At 45.6% G+C, this 19,925-nt stretch carries 18 protein-coding genes, 3 pseudogenes and 1 riboswitch; of the genes and pseudogenes, 6 read left to right on the top strand and 15 right to left on the bottom strand.

What is annotated here, in order from left to right; translation table 11 throughout:
• Window positions 1–17: 17 nt before the first annotated feature.
• The 10 genes and pseudogenes from G5B60_RS04955 to G5B60_RS04910 form a co-directional block, all read right to left on the bottom strand.
• Window positions 18–617, bottom strand: a complete 600-nt coding sequence (locus G5B60_RS04955) for a lysozyme family protein (RefSeq protein WP_164682967.1) — start codon at window positions 615–617, stop codon at window positions 18–20.
• A 1-nt stretch (window position 618) separates the two neighbouring features.
• Window positions 619–1,596 (bottom strand): annotated as a pseudogene (locus tag G5B60_RS04950) (nucleoid-associated protein).
• Window positions 1,593–2,858, bottom strand: a complete 1,266-nt coding sequence (gene glyA, locus G5B60_RS04945) for a serine hydroxymethyltransferase (RefSeq protein ID WP_164682966.1) — start codon at window positions 2,856–2,858, stop codon at window positions 1,593–1,595. Before glyA ends, G5B60_RS04950 begins: the two are co-directional and overlap by 4 nt.
• A gap of 40 nt (window positions 2,859–2,898) precedes the next feature.
• Window positions 2,899–3,495: an L-threonylcarbamoyladenylate synthase gene (locus tag G5B60_RS04940; RefSeq protein WP_164682965.1), complete on the bottom strand. Its 597-nt coding sequence runs from the start codon at window positions 3,493–3,495 to the stop codon at window positions 2,899–2,901.
• Window positions 3,473–4,315, bottom strand: a pseudogene (gene prmC, locus G5B60_RS04935) (peptide chain release factor N(5)-glutamine methyltransferase). Before prmC ends, G5B60_RS04940 begins: the two are co-directional and overlap by 23 nt.
• Window positions 4,315–5,394 (bottom strand): annotated as a pseudogene (gene prfA / locus G5B60_RS04930) (peptide chain release factor 1). The pseudogenes prmC and prfA overlap by 1 nt, the downstream one beginning before the upstream one ends.
• A gap of 16 nt (window positions 5,395–5,410) precedes the next feature.
• Window positions 5,411–6,007, bottom strand: a complete 597-nt coding sequence (locus G5B60_RS04925) for a thymidine kinase (protein ID WP_164684193.1) — start codon at window positions 6,005–6,007, stop codon at window positions 5,411–5,413.
• 109 nt (window positions 6,008–6,116) lie between these two features.
• Window positions 6,117–7,385 carry a nucleobase:cation symporter-2 family protein gene (locus tag G5B60_RS04920; protein WP_164684191.1) on the bottom strand — a complete coding sequence of 423 codons (1,269 nt, stop codon included), beginning with the start codon at window positions 7,383–7,385 and terminating at the stop codon, window positions 6,117–6,119.
• Between the two features lies 1 nt (window position 7,386).
• Window positions 7,387–7,968 carry a xanthine phosphoribosyltransferase gene (locus G5B60_RS04915; RefSeq protein WP_164682964.1) on the bottom strand — a complete coding sequence of 194 codons (582 nt, stop codon included), beginning with the start codon at window positions 7,966–7,968 and terminating at the stop codon, window positions 7,387–7,389.
• A 58-nt stretch (window positions 7,969–8,026) separates the two neighbouring features.
• A riboswitch (purine riboswitch) is annotated at window positions 8,027–8,123 on the bottom strand.
• A gap of 58 nt (window positions 8,124–8,181) precedes the next feature.
• A complete protein-coding gene (locus tag G5B60_RS04910) occupies window positions 8,182–9,117 on the bottom strand; it encodes a helix-turn-helix transcriptional regulator (RefSeq protein WP_164682963.1) in 936 nt (311 codons plus the stop codon).
• Between the two features lie 79 nt (window positions 9,118–9,196).
• Between G5B60_RS04910 and G5B60_RS04905 the strand changes: the two genes are divergently transcribed.
• Window positions 9,197–9,832, top strand: coding sequence for an FMN-dependent NADH-azoreductase (locus G5B60_RS04905; protein WP_164682962.1), 636 nt, complete (start codon window positions 9,197–9,199; stop codon window positions 9,830–9,832).
• 32 nt (window positions 9,833–9,864) lie between these two features.
• Here the strand turns inward: G5B60_RS04905 and guaC are convergent, their stop codons facing one another.
• The gene (gene guaC, locus G5B60_RS04900; protein WP_164682961.1) at window positions 9,865–10,848 is read right to left on the bottom strand and encodes a GMP reductase; all 984 of its coding nucleotides are present in this window, start codon (window positions 10,846–10,848) and stop codon (window positions 9,865–9,867) included.
• A 237-nt stretch (window positions 10,849–11,085) separates the two neighbouring features.
• Between guaC and G5B60_RS04895 the strand changes: the two genes are divergently transcribed.
• From G5B60_RS04895 to G5B60_RS04880, 4 genes are all read left to right on the top strand, one after another.
• A complete protein-coding gene (locus tag G5B60_RS04895) occupies window positions 11,086–11,271 on the top strand; it encodes a 4-oxalocrotonate tautomerase (protein ID WP_164682960.1) in 186 nt (61 codons plus the stop codon).
• A 125-nt stretch (window positions 11,272–11,396) separates the two neighbouring features.
• Window positions 11,397–12,335, top strand: coding sequence for an FAD:protein FMN transferase (locus G5B60_RS04890; protein WP_206225086.1), 939 nt, complete (start codon window positions 11,397–11,399; stop codon window positions 12,333–12,335).
• Window positions 12,336–12,358: 23 nt separating this feature from the next.
• Window positions 12,359–12,961, top strand: a complete 603-nt coding sequence (locus G5B60_RS04885) for an NADPH-dependent FMN reductase (protein ID WP_164682959.1) — start codon at window positions 12,359–12,361, stop codon at window positions 12,959–12,961.
• A 14-nt stretch (window positions 12,962–12,975) separates the two neighbouring features.
• A complete protein-coding gene (locus tag G5B60_RS04880; RefSeq protein ID WP_164682958.1) occupies window positions 12,976–14,211 on the top strand; it encodes an NAD(P)H-dependent oxidoreductase in 1,236 nt (411 codons plus the stop codon).
• Between the two features lie 29 nt (window positions 14,212–14,240).
• Here G5B60_RS04880 and G5B60_RS04875 read toward each other — a convergent pair whose 3' ends face one another.
• On the bottom strand, window positions 14,241–15,089 hold the full coding sequence (locus G5B60_RS04875) for a Cof-type HAD-IIB family hydrolase (protein ID WP_164682957.1): 849 nt from the start codon (window positions 15,087–15,089) through the stop codon (window positions 14,241–14,243).
• A 140-nt stretch (window positions 15,090–15,229) separates the two neighbouring features.
• On the opposite strand from G5B60_RS04875, the gene G5B60_RS04870 reads away from it, so the two are divergent.
• Complete coding sequence (locus G5B60_RS04870) at window positions 15,230–15,907, top strand: hypothetical protein (RefSeq protein ID WP_164682956.1); 678 nt, start codon at window positions 15,230–15,232, stop codon at window positions 15,905–15,907.
• On the opposite strand, the gene G5B60_RS04865 is transcribed toward G5B60_RS04870, so the two are convergent.
• The 3 genes from G5B60_RS04865 to pta all read right to left on the bottom strand — a co-directional run bounded on the left by G5B60_RS04865 (window position 15,820) and on the right by pta (window position 19,925).
• Window positions 15,820–17,886, bottom strand: coding sequence for a KUP/HAK/KT family potassium transporter (locus tag G5B60_RS04865; RefSeq protein WP_164682955.1), 2,067 nt, complete (start codon window positions 17,884–17,886; stop codon window positions 15,820–15,822). The two genes, G5B60_RS04870 and G5B60_RS04865, sit on opposite strands and share 88 nt — an antisense overlap.
• A gap of 237 nt (window positions 17,887–18,123) precedes the next feature.
• The gene (locus G5B60_RS04860) at window positions 18,124–18,879 is read right to left on the bottom strand and encodes an SDR family oxidoreductase (protein WP_164682954.1); all 756 of its coding nucleotides are present in this window, start codon (window positions 18,877–18,879) and stop codon (window positions 18,124–18,126) included.
• Between the two features lie 59 nt (window positions 18,880–18,938).
• The gene (gene pta / locus G5B60_RS04855) at window positions 18,939–19,925 is read right to left on the bottom strand and encodes a phosphate acetyltransferase (RefSeq protein ID WP_206225085.1); all 987 of its coding nucleotides are present in this window, start codon (window positions 19,923–19,925) and stop codon (window positions 18,939–18,941) included.

Genomic DNA, 19,925 nt, shown 5'->3' with positions numbered 1-19,925 from the left:
GTCTTTCTAATTCCAACTCACCAATTGAACAACTGCATCAACCACAGGTTAAAATGCACTTCCCTAGCATAGTAGATATTGCCACCATTCTTATAAAGGCGGCCACCAGAAATCAAAGCCAGAGGATGGTGGTAAAAGTAAGTCTCACCCGTCGTGTTACCAAGACTGGGTGCCACAACATCTCGTGAATAGGTCTTAGCCAGCTCAATAGTGTGCTTCTTGCCATGCTGTGCCACATAATCAATGTAGCCTGTCCCAAAATTATAAGCCTGCACAGCACTCCAAGCGTCTGTCCCTTTTTCATTTGCCAAGACAAGATGGTCCGTCAAGAGCTTGACGCCTTGTTTGATACTGGTTTCAGAGTCTGTGATAGAATTGGCTTGCCCGTCAACACTCTCGCTAGACTGCATAACATCAAGCTCCGCTCCCTTAGTCTCTGTATAGATAATAGCTAATATCAAGTCAATATTGGTATTGGTGCCGTTTTCAGCTAAACTGGTCGCTACCATGCTTCTGTAGGCTTCAACTTTTTTGACGCTCTCATGCACCAGATAAGCACGATAAGCCACGAAAGCCACAAGTAAAAGGATAACGAGACGTCTCAACCATTTAAACATACTATTTACTTCTTATATCTTCGATATTTTTGATGAGAATAGAGTAGGTGCCGTTGGCATTTTGGATAAACTCAACGGACTCCGCATCCTCATAGACATTATTGGGCACAATGAGCTCAATACCATTGGACAGGGACAACTTTTGATTTTCCAGCTTTTTCGCCTGCCGTGAGTAGTCAATATCTGAGACAGGAATACTCTCTGGAATGTCCTCTTTTAGCTCATCGACAAAGGTCAAGCGAGCCGTCAGATGGTCCTCAAAGAGTTGATTGGCAAGCTTTTCAGGTGAGAGTTCTTGCTCTTCTTATAAGTGTGTATACAGAGCAGACTTCATCTTACTTTGAAAATTAAAGTCGTCTTGATTGAAATTTTCAGCGATTTTCTGCGCTGTTTTTTCCACCTGCTGGATAGCTTTTTTGACAGACTGTCTAGGTTCTACTTGTAGCAGATTTTCTGAAAAATAATGCGTAAAACTGCCATTATGCTTCATCCGCTTCTCGATGAGATAATAGTCTCTGGTCACACGATTGACAACCAGCGCCTCATCAGGCGTTTGCGCCGCTGAGGGCAGGTTGTTTTGGGTGGTCTTGATAGGTGTGTCGCGATCCATGTCGATATGGGCTAAGTGCTCACGCAAAGCTACTCGCAAGAAAGCAAAATGCTCAACGCCGTCCTTATCAAACTGGATGAAAATCAAATCATTAGTCTTTTGATCCTCTGAGCTGACAAACTCCTCACGCCACAGCTCTGCAATCTTTTTTGAAGACGCCATCAAATCATCATTGAGATAGCCAAAGAAAACGTTGTCCTCCTCAAAACGCCCACGCTTAGCGTCTTCGGTAAACACTTTAGCTAATTTTTTACGGAAATACTCATCTAGCTTGGGTGTGATACTGATAGGCTTGTCTGAAAAGTAGAGATCTGTGTCGTTTGGCGAGAACTGATGGATGATGATTTGCTTGATGTAGATGTCTATCATTGCCCAAGTCCTTCGTAAAGTGGAAAGGCGTCTGTCAACTCGGCAACCTCGCTACGCACCTCATCAAGCACCGCTTCATTGTCATGATTTTCAAGGGCTTTGACCATGAGGTTGGCAATTTGGCGTGCTTCAGCAACGCCCATACCACGGCTTGTAAGCGCAGGTGAGCCGATACGAATACCTGACGTCTTGAACGGTGACAAGGTCTCAAATGGAATAGAATTTTTATTGAGCGTGATGTTGACATCTTCTAGGATATTCTGTGCGACTTTACCATTTTCAACGACCTTGGTCACATCCACTAAAAAGACGTGATTGTCTGTACCGCCAGAGATGACACGGAAATTGTCATGCTGGTTAAAGACCTCAGCCATAGCAGCAGCATTATCCAAAACAGCTTGACCGTAGTCTTTGAAGGACGGATCGAGCGCCTCTTTAAAGGCAACAGCTTTTGCAGCAACGACATGCTCAAGCGGTCCACCTTGAAGTCCTGGAAAGACAGCAGAGTTGATTTTTTTAGCAAGGGCTTCATCATTTGTCAAAATCAAGCCACCACGAGGCCCACGGAGGGTTTTATGGGTCGTTGTTGTTGTGATGTGAGCGTAAGGTACAGGGCTTGGGTGAGGTCCTGACGCAACTAAACCTGCAAGATGCGCCATATCCACCATGAGGTAAGCGCCAACGCGATCAGAGATTTCACGGAATTTAGCAAAGTCAATAATGCGTGAGTAAGCTGACGCTCCAGCAACGATGAGTTTTGGCTTCACTTCCTTGGCAAGAGCGAGGATAGCATCGTAATCAAGGCGTTCGGTGTCCTTGTCGACATTGTAAGGGACAAAGTGATAGGTTTGCCCAGAGAAGCTGACAGGTGCACCGTGTGTCAAGTGTCCACCAGCTGCCAAGTCCATTCCCAGCACAGTATCACCTGGTTTGATGAGCGCCATGTAGGCTGCGGCATTGGCTTGACTTCCAGAGTGGGCTTGAACATTGACAAACTCTGCGCCAAACAACTCTTTAGCACGCTCGATAGCGAGGTTTTCAATCACGTCAACACAGTCTGTCCCACCGTAGTAGCGTTTACATGGGTAACCTTCAGCGTACTTATTGGTCAAGACAGTGCCTTGTGCTGCCATAACTGCTTTTGAGACAACATTTTCAGAAGCGATAAGCTCGATGTTGTTTTGCTGGCGACGCTCCTCAGCCGCTACTGCTTCCCATACCTCTGGGTCAAATGCACGATAGTTTTCTTTGTCAAAAATCATTTTCATACCTCCATGGTTTCATCAACAGAACAAAGTGTTCTTAATCAAAAGTGAGTTCAGGAACAGCCGCTAGCAACTGTTCTTTGGTAATCATACCTTGCCGTAAAATCCTTGCTTTCTTTTGCGAGATATCTAGAATGGTCGAGTCTTTACCAGTGATTGCTGATTCGTCCTCATAGCCTAAGACTTGATGGTCAAACTCCGCCATGAGGTCCTCAAAGACCGTACCACTTTTCTTGCCAGAAATGTTGGCAGATGGACCTATTAAGGGACCTTCTTTTTGGATAAGTTCAAGCGTTTTTGGATGACTAGGGACTCTAAAACCAACTGTATCATAGCCCGAGTTTATCCAGGCTGGCACTCTTTCATTGGCTTGCAAGATAAGCGTTAAAGGCCCCGGCAAAAAAGCATCATAGAGCTTTTTGAGAAAGGTCGGTTGCTTGTCTGAATAAGCCACAATTTCATCAAAAGAGCTGACATTTAGGTTCATCGCCTTGTCCCGTGGGCGTTTTTTGAGCTGATAGACATAGTCTACAGCCTCTTCATCCAGCGCCTTGGCAAAAAGACCATAGACCGTCTCTGTCGGCAGAACAACCGCTCGCTTTTCTTCTAGCTCAATCCTCAATTGAGATATCATCTATTGCCACCATCCTATCCTTGCCAAACATATCTTGAATCACACGCACCCTTGCCTTTGGCAAGTGCTTTCGCACCATCTCTGCAAGACCCTTCCCCTGCTTATAGCCAATCTCAAAATAGAGCTTGCCCTTAGCTGCGAGGTAGCTACTTGCTTGTTAGATGATTTGCCGGTAAATGGCGTAGCCATCTTCTTGTGCAAAGAGAGCACTATGCGGCTCTGAAGTGAGAACATTGACCCCCACCTCATCCTTGTCGCTCTCAGCGATATAGGGTGGATTTGACACGATAATATCAAATGTCCCTTGAATAGCGCTAAAAACGTCTGAGTGGACAAAGTTCACATCAAGCGCCAAATCCTTGGCATTTTGCTGTGCTACACCAAGAGCAGCCTGCGAGAGGTCGCTGGCTGTGACCTGCCAGTTTGGGCGCTCTTTTTTCAGTGCCAAAGCAATGGCTCCGCTACCTGTACCAATGTCCAAGACCTTACAAGCTGTGTCTGGATTTTCAGCCAGTATCAGCTCAACCAGCTCCTCAGTCTCAGGTCGGGGAATGAGAACACGCTCATCCACACGAAGCGTCATATCACAAAAGGACGCATAACCCAAGATATACTGAGCAGGCTTGTGGCTAGCCAGCTGACTATAGATAGCCTCAAGAAGAGTAAGGTCACTCTCAGAAATGGCTTGATTTTGCGCTAAGAGATAGTCAAGCATTGTCCAGCCTTTTTGCTCCTTAAAGACAAAGGCTAGCGCTTCATTCTCCTCGCCGATAGCCGCTAGTTTTTGTTGATAGTCCTCAAAAGCTTGTGCATAATTCATCATTGATTGAGTTTTTCTAATTTTTGCGTTTGATCGTAAAGAACAAGCGCATCGATGACCTCATCGAGCTTACCAGACAAGATACTGTCCAGTTTTTGCAGTGTCAAGCCAATGCGGTGATCCGTCACACGGTTTTGCGGGAAATTGTAAGTACGGATACGTTCCGAGCGGTCGCCCGTACCGACTGTCGACTTACGTTCAGCGTCTTGCTCGTCTTGAGCGATTTGAGCAAAGTGATCTGCCACACGTGCACGGATAATCTTCATCGCCTTGTCACGGTTTTTCTGCTGCGTACGTTCTTCCTGCATTTCCACCTTGATATTGGTTGGCAAGTGAACGATACGCACGGCTGTCGCCACCTTATTGACGTTTTGTCCACCAGCACCAGAAGCGTGGTAGATGTCAATACGAAGGTCTTTTGGATCAATGTCGTACTCGACTTCTTAGATTTCAGGCATGACAAGAACAGTCGCTGTAGAGGTGTGGACACGCCCTTGACTCTCGGTCACAGGCACACGCTGCACACGGTGCGCACCGCTCTCATACTTGAGTTTCGAGTAGACCGATTGTCCTGAAACCATAGCGACCACTTCTTTGATACCGCCGACACCGTTGACAGATGTCTCCATGACCTCAAAGCGCCAGCCTTGACTTTCAGCGTATTTTTGGTACATGTTGAGAAGATCTCCTGCAAAAAGGGCTGCTTCATCCCCACCTGCTGCGCCACGGATTTCAAGGATGATGTTCTTGTCGTCATTTGGATCTTTTGGCAATAGCAAAATCTTGAGTTTTTCTTCGTACTCTTCTTTTGCAGCCTTGGCTTCTTTGAGCTCTTCTTTTGCCATTTCTTCTAGTTCGCGATCACCAGAGGCGTCCTTAATCATCTCCTCGGCGTCTGTGATGTTTTGCAGAACCTTTTTGTAGTCACGGTAAACCGCAACGGTTTCACGAGTGCTTGCTTCTTATTTTGACAAAGCCATAAAACGCTTGGTATCTGAGACGACCTCAGGGTCACTGAGCAATTCGCCAAGCTCCTCATAGCGATCTTCAACGGCTTGCAGTTGATCGTAGATATTCATTGGTTTTGTAGTCTCCTTAGCTGTTAGTTGTGTTGAGCGGCTGGTCTAAGTCAGGGTGAAAATAATGCCTGCGACAGACAGGGATATAGGTCTCATTGCCACCGATTTGGATTTGCTCGCCGTGGTAAACAGGCTTGCCATTTTCCGTACGCAAGACCATGGTTGCCTTTTTGGAGCAAAACTGACAGATGGTTTTAATCTCTTCAATCTTGTCTGCCAAAAGCAAGAGGTATTTTGACCCTTCAAAAAGCTCATTTTGAAAATCATTTTTAAGCCCAAATGCCATGACAGGAATGTCATACTCGTCCACCAAGCGTGCCAAGTCATAGACATTTTGCTTGCTCAAAAACTGACATTCGTCAATCAAAACACAATAGGGCTTTTTAGGTAATCTTGTCACTAAGCCGATAAGGTCAGTCTCATTTGAGATGGGAATCGCCTCACGGCGCATGCCGATACGACTCGAGACAATCCCAACGCCGTCCCGTGTATCAAGAGCACTCGTCATGATAACGACAGGCTTTCCCTGCTCCTCATAGTTGTGCGCTACTTTGAAAATTTCAAGGGTCTTACCAGAATTCATGGTACCATACTTATAGTAGAGTTGTGCCAAAACGCTCATTCTCACCTTCTAATATGATCTCGTCTATTATATCAAAAAAGACGCTGTCGTGCTACTCTATACAGATAAAAACCTCTCAACAAGAGTTGAGAGGCTCGGCTTATTTTGACTCTTTGCCGTTAAAGAGTAGGTTTAGTGTAATAGAACACAGCGTTGCGATGACAATACCGTTTGTCAAGAACATTTGGGCATTGGTTGGTAGGCTATTAAAGAGGTTTGTGCCGTTAAAGCCAACGCCTGCAGCGATCGAAACGGCTGCGATGATGAGATTGTGCTCGTTGTTTTTGAAATCAACACTGTTGAGGATTTGAATTCCTTGGACAGAGACCATCCCAAACATGACCAGCATACCGCCACCAAGTACTGGACTTGGAATCATCTGCGCTAATGCTCCGAATTTTGGCAACAATCCTAAGATAACGAGGAATAGCGCTGTGTAGCAGATTGGGCGGCGTGTGCGGATACCAGAGAGTTGCACCAAGCCGACATTTTGTGAGAAACCTGTGTATGGGAAGGTATTGAAAATACTGCCAAGTAAAACGGCAAATCCTTCGGCACGGTAGCCGTTTCTCAGACGCTTGCTATCCAGCGTCTCTCCTGTGATGTCAGCAAGAGCGAGGTAAACACCCGTTGACTCGACCAAGGACACCACTGCAATGATACACATCATGACAATAGATGACAGCTCAAACTTTGGCATACCGAAGTAAAACGGTGTTGGTACATGGACGATAGGCGCTTCTGCTACCGCTGAAAAATCAACTAGTCCCATAAAGGCAGCCACCACAGTCCCCACAATCAAACCAATTAAAATCGAAATGGACTTGATAAAACCAGTGGTAAACTTATGCAGCAGCAAAATAATAGCAATCGTTAGAAGAGAGAGAACCAAGCTCGTAGCACTTGGTGACTTGGCATTGTCTCCCATATTGCCAACAGCGACTGAGATAAGCGTGAGACCAATAGTTGTGATGACAGAGCCTGTCACAATCGGCGGGAAAAATTGAGCGATTTTTGAAAAGACACCAGCGATAGCGATGACAAAGATACCAGACGCTATAAGAGCACCAAACATGGTTCCACTACCGTGCTTAGCTCCGATGATAGATAGAGGCGCTACCGACTGAAAGGCAACCCCTAAAACGACTGGTAGCCCCACGCCAAAGTGCTTACGCAACTGCACCTGGAGGAATGTCGCGATCCCGCACATGAAAATATCCGTCGAGATGAGATAAGTCAACTGCTCAGACGAGTAGTTGAGCGCTGAGGCAATCATGATAGGCACTAGAATAGAGCCAGAGTACATGGCAAGCAAATGTTGAAGCCCTAAAATAGCAGCTTGGGAATGTTTTTGTTCGTTGAGTTCCATCTTACGCATCTGCCTCCATGAAGGTGATTTGACCGTTTTCAAGCGACTGCAAACGGGCTAGCGAAGTCACTCGAACGCCCTCTTTTTCTAAGAACTGACGTCCATCTTGGAAGGATTTCTCAATGACAATGCCGACACCCGCTACCTTGGCGCCAGCCTGCTCGATGATACTAATCAAGCCTTTAGCTGCCTGACCATTTGCCAAAATATCATCCACAATCAAGACCACATCATCTTCACTTAAAAATTTGCTGGCAATAGAGACTTGGCTAGTGGTTTGCTTAGTAAATGAATAAACATCAGCGCTTAAAATGCCCTCCGTCATGGTGATGTTTTTGGCTTTTTTGGCAAAAATCATCGGTACCTGCATAGTCTCTGCAGTATAGAGCGCTGGGGCAATCCCTGAAGCTTCAATAGTGACAATCTTTGTGATACCAGCGTCTTTGTAAGCTTCTGAAAAGACTTTCCCGATTTCTTTCATCAAGCCAGTATCCACTTGGTGGGTCAAAAAGCTGTCCACTTTGAAAACAGTGTCACTTAAAACGCTACCGTCTTTGACAATACGGTCTTCTAATAATTTCATTTTTCCTCCAAAAAAGTAAAAAAGGCTAAGGAATCCTTAACCTCATTGTGCATTCTACCAGTAGACTAAGCTACCTCATTGTTAGGCATTTACGGTGCCTTGTAGAAACGTTGAGCCCATTCATAACATAAATAAGGTTTTTATAGGGTCACTAACTTATGACCTTCTCATTGTATCATTTCAACACTTATATTGCAAGAGGACAAAAAAGTGTTATTGATAGCGCTTCATGATAGCACACAGTTTCTCTAGATAAGCCTCACGCAAAAAAGCAGGCTCCATCACCGTCACATGCTCGCCAAAAGTGACGAGATAAGGTACCAAATAGTCTAGCTCTTCACGATTAAAACGCCCAACAATGTAGCTTTTATCGCTTTCTTCTTGGAGCTTCATATCACGATAAGCTCCCTTTAGAAAATGCTCTTTACATGCAGCGTCTACCCCACATTTAAACGGCGTGTCCAGATAATCTTGATAAAAAGCGGTAAAAGACTGAGCGAGCACCTTGCGACTTTGTCGTTTTTCTTGATTGTCTGCTTTCTTACAGGCTAGGAGACAGTCCACACGATAGGTCCTCCACCTCGCCTCATCCACCACATAGGCTTCAAAAAACCAGATACCACTGCGGTAAAAGACCGTGTAGATTTGGATGACTTGTTGCAAACGCTCCTTTTGCTGGTAATCAATCCATAACAGTTGCTCATTTATCGTCGCTTCCAGTAATTGTCTCAAAAATGTACTGGATGAAATCACTGGGATGTCGTAAAATTCTAGGACATCTAAAATCTTGAAAACATAGTCCTTCTGCCTTTTGGACAAAGAAGCCAGCAGTTTTTCAAAAATCTGCGGATAGCTTTTATCAAACGGTGTCACAGACAGTCTCCTCAAGGACTGGAGAGCGTAAAAAATCATAGTCAAATCATCCTGTGTAAAATAAACAGGTGCCAGCAGACTCTTTTGCACCAGATGATAGCCACCGTTTTTGCCAATTTCGGTGTAAAAAGCCAAGCCCATCTCCTCTAATGCCATCATGTCTCGCAGAGCCGTTCGCTTTGAAATCTGAAACTCCACCATAAGGTCTTTGAGCTGGAAAAAGGGGCGTTCTGATAGGAATATAAGTTCTTGGTTGAGGCGTTCTGATTTTTTCATCTTTTTTCCTTATTGGTGTCATACTTTGACAACTTTTTATGTTATGATTAGTATATCAAAAGAAAAAGGAGAACACAAAATGAAAACCTTACTTATCAATGCCCACCCAGATTTTAACAATAAAACGAGCTATAGTGCCTACTTGCAAGAAAAATTTCTCGATAAGTACGCTGAGCAATTTTCAGAGGAAGACCTGACTATTTTAAATCTCTATGAGGAAACGATTCCACGTATCGAGCAGGATGAGTTGCTCGGCATTTGGCAAAAACAAGCGGATAATCTTCCTTTGACAGACAAAGAAGCCAGCCTAGCCCAGCAATCACAATCCCTGTTAGAGCAATTTAAAGCACACCACCGTATCGTCATTATCTCTCCTCTGCATAATTTCAACGTGACCTCACGCATGAAAGACTATATCGACAACATTTTGATTGCTAGAGAGACCTTTAAGTACACCGAAAATGGCTCTGTTGGGCTTATGAGTGATGATTATCAAGTGCTGTTGCTGCTTGCTAGTGGCTCTGTCTACACCAATCAAGACCGCTACACCTCTCTTGATTTTGCTCCCAACTATATCCGTGGCATTTTTCAAGAAATCATGGGCTTTGACGCCTTTCACCTTGTGAGAGCGCAAGGCACTTCTGTTCGCTCTAGGGAGGAAGTTCTAGCTGAGGCGGATGCTGACTTGGAAAAAGACTTTCCTGCCTTTTATTAAGAAAACAAAGCTGGGAATTGCCCAGCTTGTTTTTAAATGGAGTCGCCATTCCAAATGGAATTTTTGACGATAACGTAGTCGACATGGCGTAGACTCTCAAGGTCTCGTCCTCCAGCGTAGGAGATGGAGCTTTGAAGGTCTTGCTGCATTTCCGTCAGGGTATCAGAGAGAGGTCCTTTGACTGGTAGCAGGATTTTCTTGCCCTCGACATTTTTATGTTCACCATTTTGATACTCAGATGCTGAACCGTAGTATTCCTTGTACTGCTCGCCATCCACTTCGACCAACTTTCCAGGGCTTTCTAGGTGCCCTGCAAAAAGTGAGCCAATCATGACCATGGTCGCTCCAAAGCGGATAGACTTGGCAAGATCACCGTGTGTGCGGATACCACCGTCAGCGATGATCGGCTTTCTAGCAGCCTTGGCACACCAACGTAGAGCCGCCAGCTGCCAACCACCGGTACCAAAGCCAGTCTTAACCTTGGTGATACAGACTTTCCCCGGTCCAATGCCTAGTTTTGTAGCATCAGCGCCAGCATTTTCCAAATCACGCACCGCCTGCGGTGTGCCGACATTACCAGCGATGACAAAAGTATCAGGCAACTCTTTTTTGATATGCTTTATCATCTCAATCACGCTGTCTGCATGCCCATGCGCAAGATCAATAGTGATAAACTCGGGCACATCGTCCTTGAGCGAGCTAACAAAGTCATACTCGTAGTCCTTGACACCGACGGAGATGGAGGCGATAAGTCCCTTGTCGTGCATGCGCTTGATAAAAGGTTTACGTGCCTCCTCGTCAAAGCGGTGCATGATGTAAAAGTAGCCCTCTTTTGCCAAATCCTCCGCAATCGCTTCATCGATGAGGGTCTGCATATTGGCAGGAACGATGGGCATTTTGAAGCGGTAGTTGCCAAGTGTGACACTGGTGTCCGCTTCAGAGCGGCTCTTGATGATACACTTATTTGGCACTAACTGGATATCTTCGTAATCAAAAACAGGGATGTCATTTAACATATGATACTCCTAAATTCATAAAATTACATTCCTATGTGACAAATCACATCGCTAGGTAATTTCTTACCATTCCGTTATCAATTGTAGACTATTCTTTGTCTTTTGTCAACAAATAGAGATTATATCGTGTGAAATATTCAGAAAACACGAACATTATTTTTCGCTACTGCTTCTACTAGATTTATGATACAATAAATCTGAGCAGTTATCTGTATCCTAGAGAAAGTTGGTTCTACCATGCCATTTGTAAAAATTGATTTATTTGAAGGGCGCACACAAGAGCAAAAAAATAAGTTGGCTCGTGAAGTGACTGAGGTTGTCTCACGCATTGCTAAAGCGCCAAAAGAAGCTATCCATGTCTTTATCAACGACATGCCAGAAGGCACTTACTACCCACATGGTGAGATGAAAAAGAAAAACTAAGCTGCTTGATTAAAGCAGTTTTTCTTTTGACCTGAAAACAGCTGTAACAGTCTTAGAAAAATTCAGAAAAGGCTTGCATTTTTGAAAAGATAGCGCTATCATATAGTATATAAGGAGGTGTTTTCGTGTATGCTAACCACCGTCTCAAAATGATGGGAACGGTCATTGATATTGCTATTTGCTCTCATCAAGCAGATAAGCAGATAGATGAGGTGGTCGAGCAGCTGACTGTCCTGAAAAATCGCTTTAGCGCTAATGACGATGACTCTGAACTCATGGCTATCAATCACAGCGCAGGGAATGCAAGTGTCTCAGTGACCCCTGATTTGTATCACTTGATTGCCATTGGCAAGGAGCATAGTCTAGCGAGCCCCAGCAATCTCAATATCGCACTGGGTCCTGTCGTGCAGACCTGGCGGATTGGCTTTAGCGACGCTAGAGTCCCTAGCGAGGATGAGATTACTCAGGCGCTAGCGCTGACTGACCCTAGAGACATCATCCTAGATGAGAAAGAGCACAGCGTTTTTCTCGCCAAAAAAGGCATGAAAATTGACCTCGGTGCTCTTGCCAAAGGCTATATAGCCGACACTATCATGGCTACTCTTGCTAAACAAAACATCAGCTCTGCTATGATTAACCTCGGTGGCAATGTGCTAGTCTACGGCAGCAATCCCAAGCGCCCAAGCGGTGAGTGGTTCATCGGTATCCAAGCGCCTAATCAAAAAAGAGGGGTGCACCTAGGTGTCCTCCCTATTACCTCGGGGTCTGTGGTGACTTCTGGTATCTACGAGCGACATTTTAGCGTAAATGGCAAGGACTACCACCACATCTTTGACAAAAGGACAGGCTATCCTATCGAGAGTCCTCTCTCAAGTCTCACCATTGTATCTGCTTTGTCGTTTGATTGTGAGATTTGGACGACGAGACTTTTTGGACTAGCGCTTGATGAGGTGCTCCTAACCATCGAACAAACACCCCACATTGAGGGTATCTTAGTGACCAAAGAGGGGCGTGCTATTGTCTCAAGTGGTATTGAGAAGCGCTTCATCCCTTATCACTTTTAGGATTATAGAATTGAGGAAATGATATGAAACTTATCGGAATTGTCGGAACAAACTCGGCTAAGTCAACCAACCGCCAACTCTTAGAATACATGCAAAATCACTTTGCAGATAAGGCTGAGATTGAGCTGGTTGAGATTAAGGACTTGCCTGTTTTTAACAAACCTGCTGATAAACAAGTCCCTGACATCGTACTTGAAATTGCAGGAAAAATCGAGCAAGCAGACGGTGTCATCATCGGCACACCCGAGTATGACCACTCCATTCCTGCCGTTTTGATGAATGCCCTCGCTTGGCTGTCTTACGGTATCTACCCACTGCTCAATAAACCAGTCATGATTACTGGAGCGTCCTTTGGAACACTTGGCTCATCTCGTGCCCAGCTGCAGCTGCGCCAGATTCTCAACGCTCCTGAACTCAAGGCAAATGTTCTGCCAGAGGAGTTCTTGCTCTCTCATTCTCTGCAAGCTTTTGATAAGGACGGTAACCTTCAAGACTTGGAAACCGTGCAAAAATTGGACGCCATCTTTGATGACTTCCGCCTCTTTGTCAAAATCGCAGGAAAACTCTCCAATGCGCAAGCGCTTTTGCGCCAAGAAGCTGAAAACTTTGATTGGGAAACATTATAAAAAAGGAGAAGATCATGAAATTTGTAGGTATCGTTGGGTCAAATGCAGAGCAGTCATACAACCGCATGCTCTTAGAGTTTATTCGCAAACAGTTCAAGCACAAATTTGAGCTTGAAGTTTTGGAAATCGCTGATGTTCCTATGTTTAACCAAGACCAAAACTGGAAGGACAGCTTTCAGTTGCGCCTATTGAACAATAAAATTACTCGTGCAGACGGTGTCATCATTGCTACACCTGAGCACAACCAAACCATCACCGCTGCGCTCAAGAGCGTCCTTGAGTGGCTGTCTTACGAGACCCATCCTTTTGAAAATAAACCCGTTATGATTGTGGGAGCTTCTTATTATGACCAAGGAACGTCTCGTGCACAAGTCCACCTGCGCAAAATCCTTGACGCTCCTGGTGTCAACGCCTATACCATTCCTGGCAATGAATTTCTCCTTGGAAAAGCCAAAGAAGCCTTTGACAATGACGGCAATATTATTAGCGAAGGCACGGTCGCTTTTCTTGAAACTTGCCTAGATAACTTTGTCAAGTATGTCGAGGTGGTCTCTAAACTGCAAAAGCCAAAACCGATTGCTCCAGAGGACTTGGACTGTAACCATCCGATTGCAACCACTGTGACGGAGGTTGACCCTGAAGACCCAGAGTGGGTGGAAAAGGTGGCAGAACTAACTGGCGCTGTCTCTGGTGACACTTATGTCAAACTGGATCATGGTATCCTCACGGTTGACCAGATTAACATGTTCCTCAACTCAATGCCCTTTGAATTGACCTATGCCGATGATAACAACCAGTTCTTATACTACAATAACGCTCATCAAGACCCAGAAACCATGTTAGCCAAGCGTGTGCCATCTCAATCAGGTAGCCGCCTCTCAACCGTTCACAATAGCCTGCCTGCTAACCGCATGAAAAATGTCGAGTGGGTTATCGGAACCCTGCGTAATGGTAATCAAGAATACGTGCGCACCATTGTCCCTGGCTCACCAGCTGGTGTCATCAATACGCACAATTACCAAGCCATGTACTATCCAGACGGCTCTTACGCTGGTATCAACGAAATTGTCTTTAATTTCCAACCGTGGCTAGACTGGTACTTAGAAACGACAGGACAACGCTTGGTCGGTGGCTCAGGTCCATTTGCCCCTACTGCTGCAACAAGTGACGCTACTTCTGGTGCCTCAGATAGCGGACACAGCGCAAGCGACACACAAGCAGACGCAACATCTGGCGCCTCATCACACTAAGAAAAAGGTAACACAATGTGTTAACTTTTTTAATCGTCTAATAATCCTAATTGCTCAAAAGCCTTGTAAAGCCCATCATGCTCAACATCGTCTGTAATCACATCTGCCATGGCTAGAATCTCAGGACCACCATTTCCCATAGCCACTCCTACAGCGCAAGAGTCCAGCATAGGAATGTCGACCTTGGCGTCGCCAAAGGCAATAGTGTCTTTCTGGCTAGCGCCAAGGTGGTCAAGGATACGGCGAATTGCTTGAGCTTTGTCAATGTCCTTGACGCCCAAGTCACCAAAGAGTGCGCTCTCACCTCGTCCACCCCAAGTACCTGCCTTGAGATTTGGAAATGCTGCTTTAGAGTCCAGAGGGTCTTGATAAGAGGAGAGGACAAAGCTGACCTTGTTGAGGTCGTCTCGGTAAAGCTCGCCTCCATAGACGAGACCGTGCATGACGTCATCGGTCTTAAGAGGTACCACTTCTTCTGCACTCTTGCCCTTACCTAGCATGTACTCTCTCAGCGCTGGCTGTGCTTTTTCTTTAAAGTTTTCACTAGCAAATAGCCCGTTATTACTCTCTAGATAAAAAGCCAAATCACGCTCTTTGAGCCAGTCAACGATGGCTCTCGCTTCATCTTTTGGGATGACCTGATGGTAGAGGACATCATCCTTGTACTCGATGTAAGAGCCGTTGCCGCCAATCATACCGTCAATGCCCATCTCCCAGAGGTCTGTTTGCATTTCAGCCTTGCTGCGCCCTGTACAGACAAAGACCAAGTGCCCTTTTTGTCTTGCCTCTTTTACGGCAGTAATAGCTGACGCTGGCAGTTGATTATGATAATCCACCAGCGTGCCATCCACATCTAAAAAAATCACCTTGCGCTCCATAGCGTACCTCCTTGTCTTGTTCTTATTCTATTGTAACAGGTCGTGCCATAAAAGATAGTGCTATCCTGCGCTAAACTGATACTATCCTAGCAACAAACAGCTTTCTTGCTTAATAGCCTAAAAATCGCTATCATAGCACTATGAAAGCAAAAAACATTTTAGCGCTGGCAAAAAGCACAGCAGAGCGTATTTACTTTGAAAAGCTGATAGATGCCTTTTCTGAACTTTTTACCATCAGTATTGCAGACAACTATCAAGACAAGCATGTCTATGATGGACTATTCTGCTTTGAAAGACAAGAGCTTGATATACCACAACTGCTTTTTAGCTTTGAAGAAAAGAAAGACTGCGTGCTTGCTGAGCCGCACCATTTTTCTGAAACTCAAAAAACCATCGCCCTCACCCAGCAATTGACTTCCTTTTATCATCACATGGAGACACATTTTCTTGATTATTTGCCTTATCGAGTGGCTTTTTACGACGCTTCTGGTGCGGTTGCTTATGACAATCACAAACCCAGCAATCCTTTTGAGCTGGCAGACAACGCCACAGCGCTTGATGGCTGGCTTAAAGACCAGCTAGACAGCACAGAAAAAGGGCAGCTGCACCTGCCCTTAGCTCAATCTGCCTTTTCTGCCATTCTCATGGACTCTTACTACAAGGTCATAAGTCCTAATGAAGACAAGGGTTACGTGGAAATCGTCCAAGACATCAAGCCACTACTTGAAGCTTATCTAGCAGATTCTGCGCAAGCCTTGGTTGGCTGGTCAGATGTGACCTCTGGCGCATCCATAGCGTCAGACGACTTAGACCTGTAAGGACGCTCCTCCTCGATAGCATAACCACCCGCATCCTCAATCAAAATCGGGACATGCTCGATAGAGACATCGGTAAACTGCAGTGAAAACCACTTGATAGGACTGGCTGTATAGTGCTTGATAGCAGCTTTTAGCTGGAGAATGAAGCTGGCACCCGCTGACAGACTGCTGGTGTCCTCCACACGCTCATCTAAAACGACAAAGCGAAAATCACCAACCTCACGTCCCTCATCAATCGTGTACTTCTGCTTTTGCTTAGGCAGTCTGTGGCTTGCCATCAGCTCCTGCACAATCGTGCGTAGGTATTTGGGCACTGCTTGGCGCACCCTAAAGCCGAGATTAAGCTCGACCTTGACGATAAAGTCCGTTCCCATCATGTCCACCTTGTAGTTGGAAGTGTAAGGCTCGTCTGTGACATTGACCTTGACAAACCAATAAACGCAAGCACGTTTGGGGTGCTTGTCTAAGATAGAATAGAGAATGGAGCGGTCAATCTTATCGCCCTCAAGTCTGTTGGTCAGATAGACAATGTTGGTTTGATAAAGTGGGTACTGGCTGTCGTTTTTAAGCTCACAGAGCTGCTCTTTATAGTCATTGAGGTCTAGAAGTTTGACATGTCTAGAGAGGATTTTAGCGCCGAGATACCAGACTAACATCAAGCTCAAAATGGCTAAGGTCAGAACGATAACGACATAACCACCCTCTAAAAACTTGACCGCAGACGCCGCAAAAAAGACAAACTCAATGGCAGCAAATACTGCCATACCACACCTTGCAAAAAGCGGACGCACACCATTTTGCATGAGATAATAGGTCAGTAAAACCGTCGTCATCAGCATGGTGATGGTAATAGCAAGCCCATAAGCCGCCTCCATATTTGAGGAAGATTTGAAAAAGAGTACGGCACAGCTGGTCAAGGTGAATAATATCCAGTTGATAGCTGGAATATAAGATTGCCCACGACTGTCCCCTGGATAAGTCGTTTTAAAGAGCGGAAAGAGCTTTAGCCCCATGGCTTCAGAAACCAAGGTGAATGAACCCGAAATCAGCGCCTGCGACGCAATGATAGCAGCTAGTGTCGCAAGCAGAACGAGAACAATCCGAAATTGCTCGGGGATACTAGCAAAAAATGGGTTGAGTGCTATGTCTTCCCCCTTGTGGCTCAAAAGCCAAGCGCCTTGACCGCAATAGGAGAGAATGATAGCAATCTTGACAAAAGGCCAAGACACGTAGATATTGCCACGTCCGACATGCCCCATATCCGAGTAAAGCGCCTCCGCCCCTGTCGTCGCTAGGAAAATAGACCCTAGTATGAAAATACCACGAGGATTTTCAGGGCTCATCAAAAAATGAAGAGCATAGTAGGGGTTAATGGCTTTAAAAACAGCCAGATAAGAAAAACTGTTCAACAGCCCACTCAGTCCCAAAACAAAGAACCAAGTCATCATGACTGGACCAAAAACCCGTCCAATAAAGCGTGTCCCAAAGCGCTGAATGCTAAAAAGAAGCAACAAAATGCACAACGTTGTCAACACCACATGCCACTGGTCGCTATAAAAATGACTAAAGAAAGGCACCGCCCGCAAGCCCTCGATAGCCGTTGTCACCGTAACAGCTGGCGTCATGGCACCGTCTGACAAGAGAGTCGCACCGCCTATCATGGCTGGAATAATCAGCCACGGGCTCATCTTGCGCACCAAGGTGTAAAGCGAGAAAATCCCACCTTCGTGATGATTATCCGCCCTTAGCGCAATCAAAACATACTTGATGGTCGTCACCAAAGTCAAGGTCCAAATAATCAAGGAAATGGACCCTAGGATAAAATCCTCGCTGATGTGACTAGCGCCCCCTTGATTGGTCACCAAGGACTGCATGGTGTAGAGTGGGCTTGTCCCAATGTCACCGTAGACAATCCCTAGAGCCACCAAAAAACCCGAGCGTGTCGCTTTATCAAATGCTGATACTTGTGTTTGTCCCATTTTTCATGTTTAGCCTCCGTTTTTTATGACCCAACCATTATAGCACAGACGCTCAAAAAGAAAAGCCCTAATAGAGGGCTTGCTATTTTAAATATTCCAATTATTACAAAAGACAGCTAGATAACTAGGCATTTTAGCTGTCACTATCCCTTTTCTCTTCTCATCATAACAAAAATGTTACGAGAGTGACATGGTTTTGTAATCGAATGTTTCCGTTATTTTTCAGAAACTGTTTTTTTACAGGTCACGAGAAACTGGCTGCGCTCCAAAGGGTTGCGAGGTGGGCATGATTTCGATACGGTTGATATTGACATGCTCAGGCTGGCTGGCTATCCAAGAGACAGTCTCTGCGATGTCTTTTGGTTGAATGGCGTGCGCTCCCTCGTAGAGCTTTTCAGCACGCTCATCATCACCCTTAAAGCGGACATTGGAAAACTCTGTCCCCTCACAAAGCCCAGGCTCGATATTAGACACACGGATACGTGTCCCAGCAAGGTCAGCTCGCAGATTGAGCGAGAACTGCTTGACAAAAGCCTTGGTGCTGCCGTAGACATTAGCACCAGGGTAAGGCACGGTGCCCGCTGTTGAGCCAAGATTGACAATCAAACCGTGATTGCGCTCGACCATATCAGGCAGGAGCTTTCTTGTCACGTAGGCTAAGCCAATCACATTGGTCTCAATCATGGTTAGCCAATCCTCAAAATCCGCTTCGTAAGCTTTATCAAGCCCCAGCGCCAAGCCAGCATTATTGACCAAAAGGGAAATGGGCTCAAAAGACGTTGGCAAAGACGCTAACGCTCTATCAACAGAGCTTCTATCGGTCACATCCATCTCCAGCGGGTAAAAATCCTCACCGAGTCTTTTTGCCAGTTCTTGCAATTTATCAAAGCGCCTTGCGGCACCGATGACCTTGTAGCCATCCGCTATTAAGCGCTCAACAATAGCAATGCCAAAGCCTGCCGAAGCGCCTGTCACTAAAGCAATATCTGTCATGTTTTACCTCATTTCTAAAAAGAAAGAGCGAGTTTATTTCCTCGCTTCTTTTATCTCCATCAGTGTCTATCAAGCGCTTGCGCTGCTGTGATAATAGACAGTTTGTAAATGTCCTCAGCACTAGAGCCTCGTGACAAATCATTCACAGGTGCGTTGAGTCCTTGAAGGACAGGTCCAATCGCCTCAAACATCCCTAGGCGCTGTGCAATTTTGTAGCCGATATTACCAGACTGCAAATCTGGGAAAACAAAGACATTAGCTTGTCCAGCAACAGGGCTGTCTGGCGCCTTGATGGCTGCTGTTTCTGCGACAAAGGCAGCGTCAAACTGCAACTCACCGTCAATGGCAACATCAGGTGCCATTTCCTTAGCCAATCTAACCGCTTCTTGCACCTTGTCAACTTGCGGTGCTTTAGCACTTCCTTTGGGTGAAAAGCTCAAGAGAGCCACCTTAGGGTCAATGCCAAAAATAGCTGCTGTTTCCGCAGTATTGACCGCAATTTCAGCCAATTCTTGAGCATTTGGGTCGATGTTAATCGCACAGTCCGCAAAGAGAAAACGCTGCTCAGTGGACTCACGGTTCATCAAGAACACACCAGATGTCCTTGAAATCCCTGGTTTGGTCTTGATGATTTGAAGCGCTGGGCGCACGGTGTCCGCTGTCGAGTGAATGGCTCCTGAAACCATCCCATCAGCCAAGCCCATCTTGACTAACATGACCCCAAAATAATTGACATCACGCAAAAGACGAGCCGCATCCTCTAGGGTTGCTTTGCCTTTTCGGATTTCAACAAAGGCTTCTTTCATATTCTCAAAGTCAGCGTAGTCATTGGGATTGATAATGGTATAGTCTTGGTCTACAAAGCCCAGACGAGCTAGTGAGTCGTGCACCTCGTCATATTCACCGAGGATAACTGGGTCAATCAAGCCTTCAAACTTGAGGCGAGCTGCAGCTCGCAAGACACGGTCGTCATTTCCCTCTGGAAAGACAATCTTGACATAGTTACTAGCTACTTTTTCACGTAAAGTTCCAAATAAAGAGCGCAT

The organism is Streptococcus hyointestinalis (genome assembly GCF_011039275.1).
GTDB classification, from domain to species: Bacteria; Bacillota; Bacilli; order Lactobacillales; family Streptococcaceae; genus Streptococcus; species Streptococcus hyointestinalis_A.
This window is presented reverse-complemented; position numbering and strand designations above follow the sequence as displayed.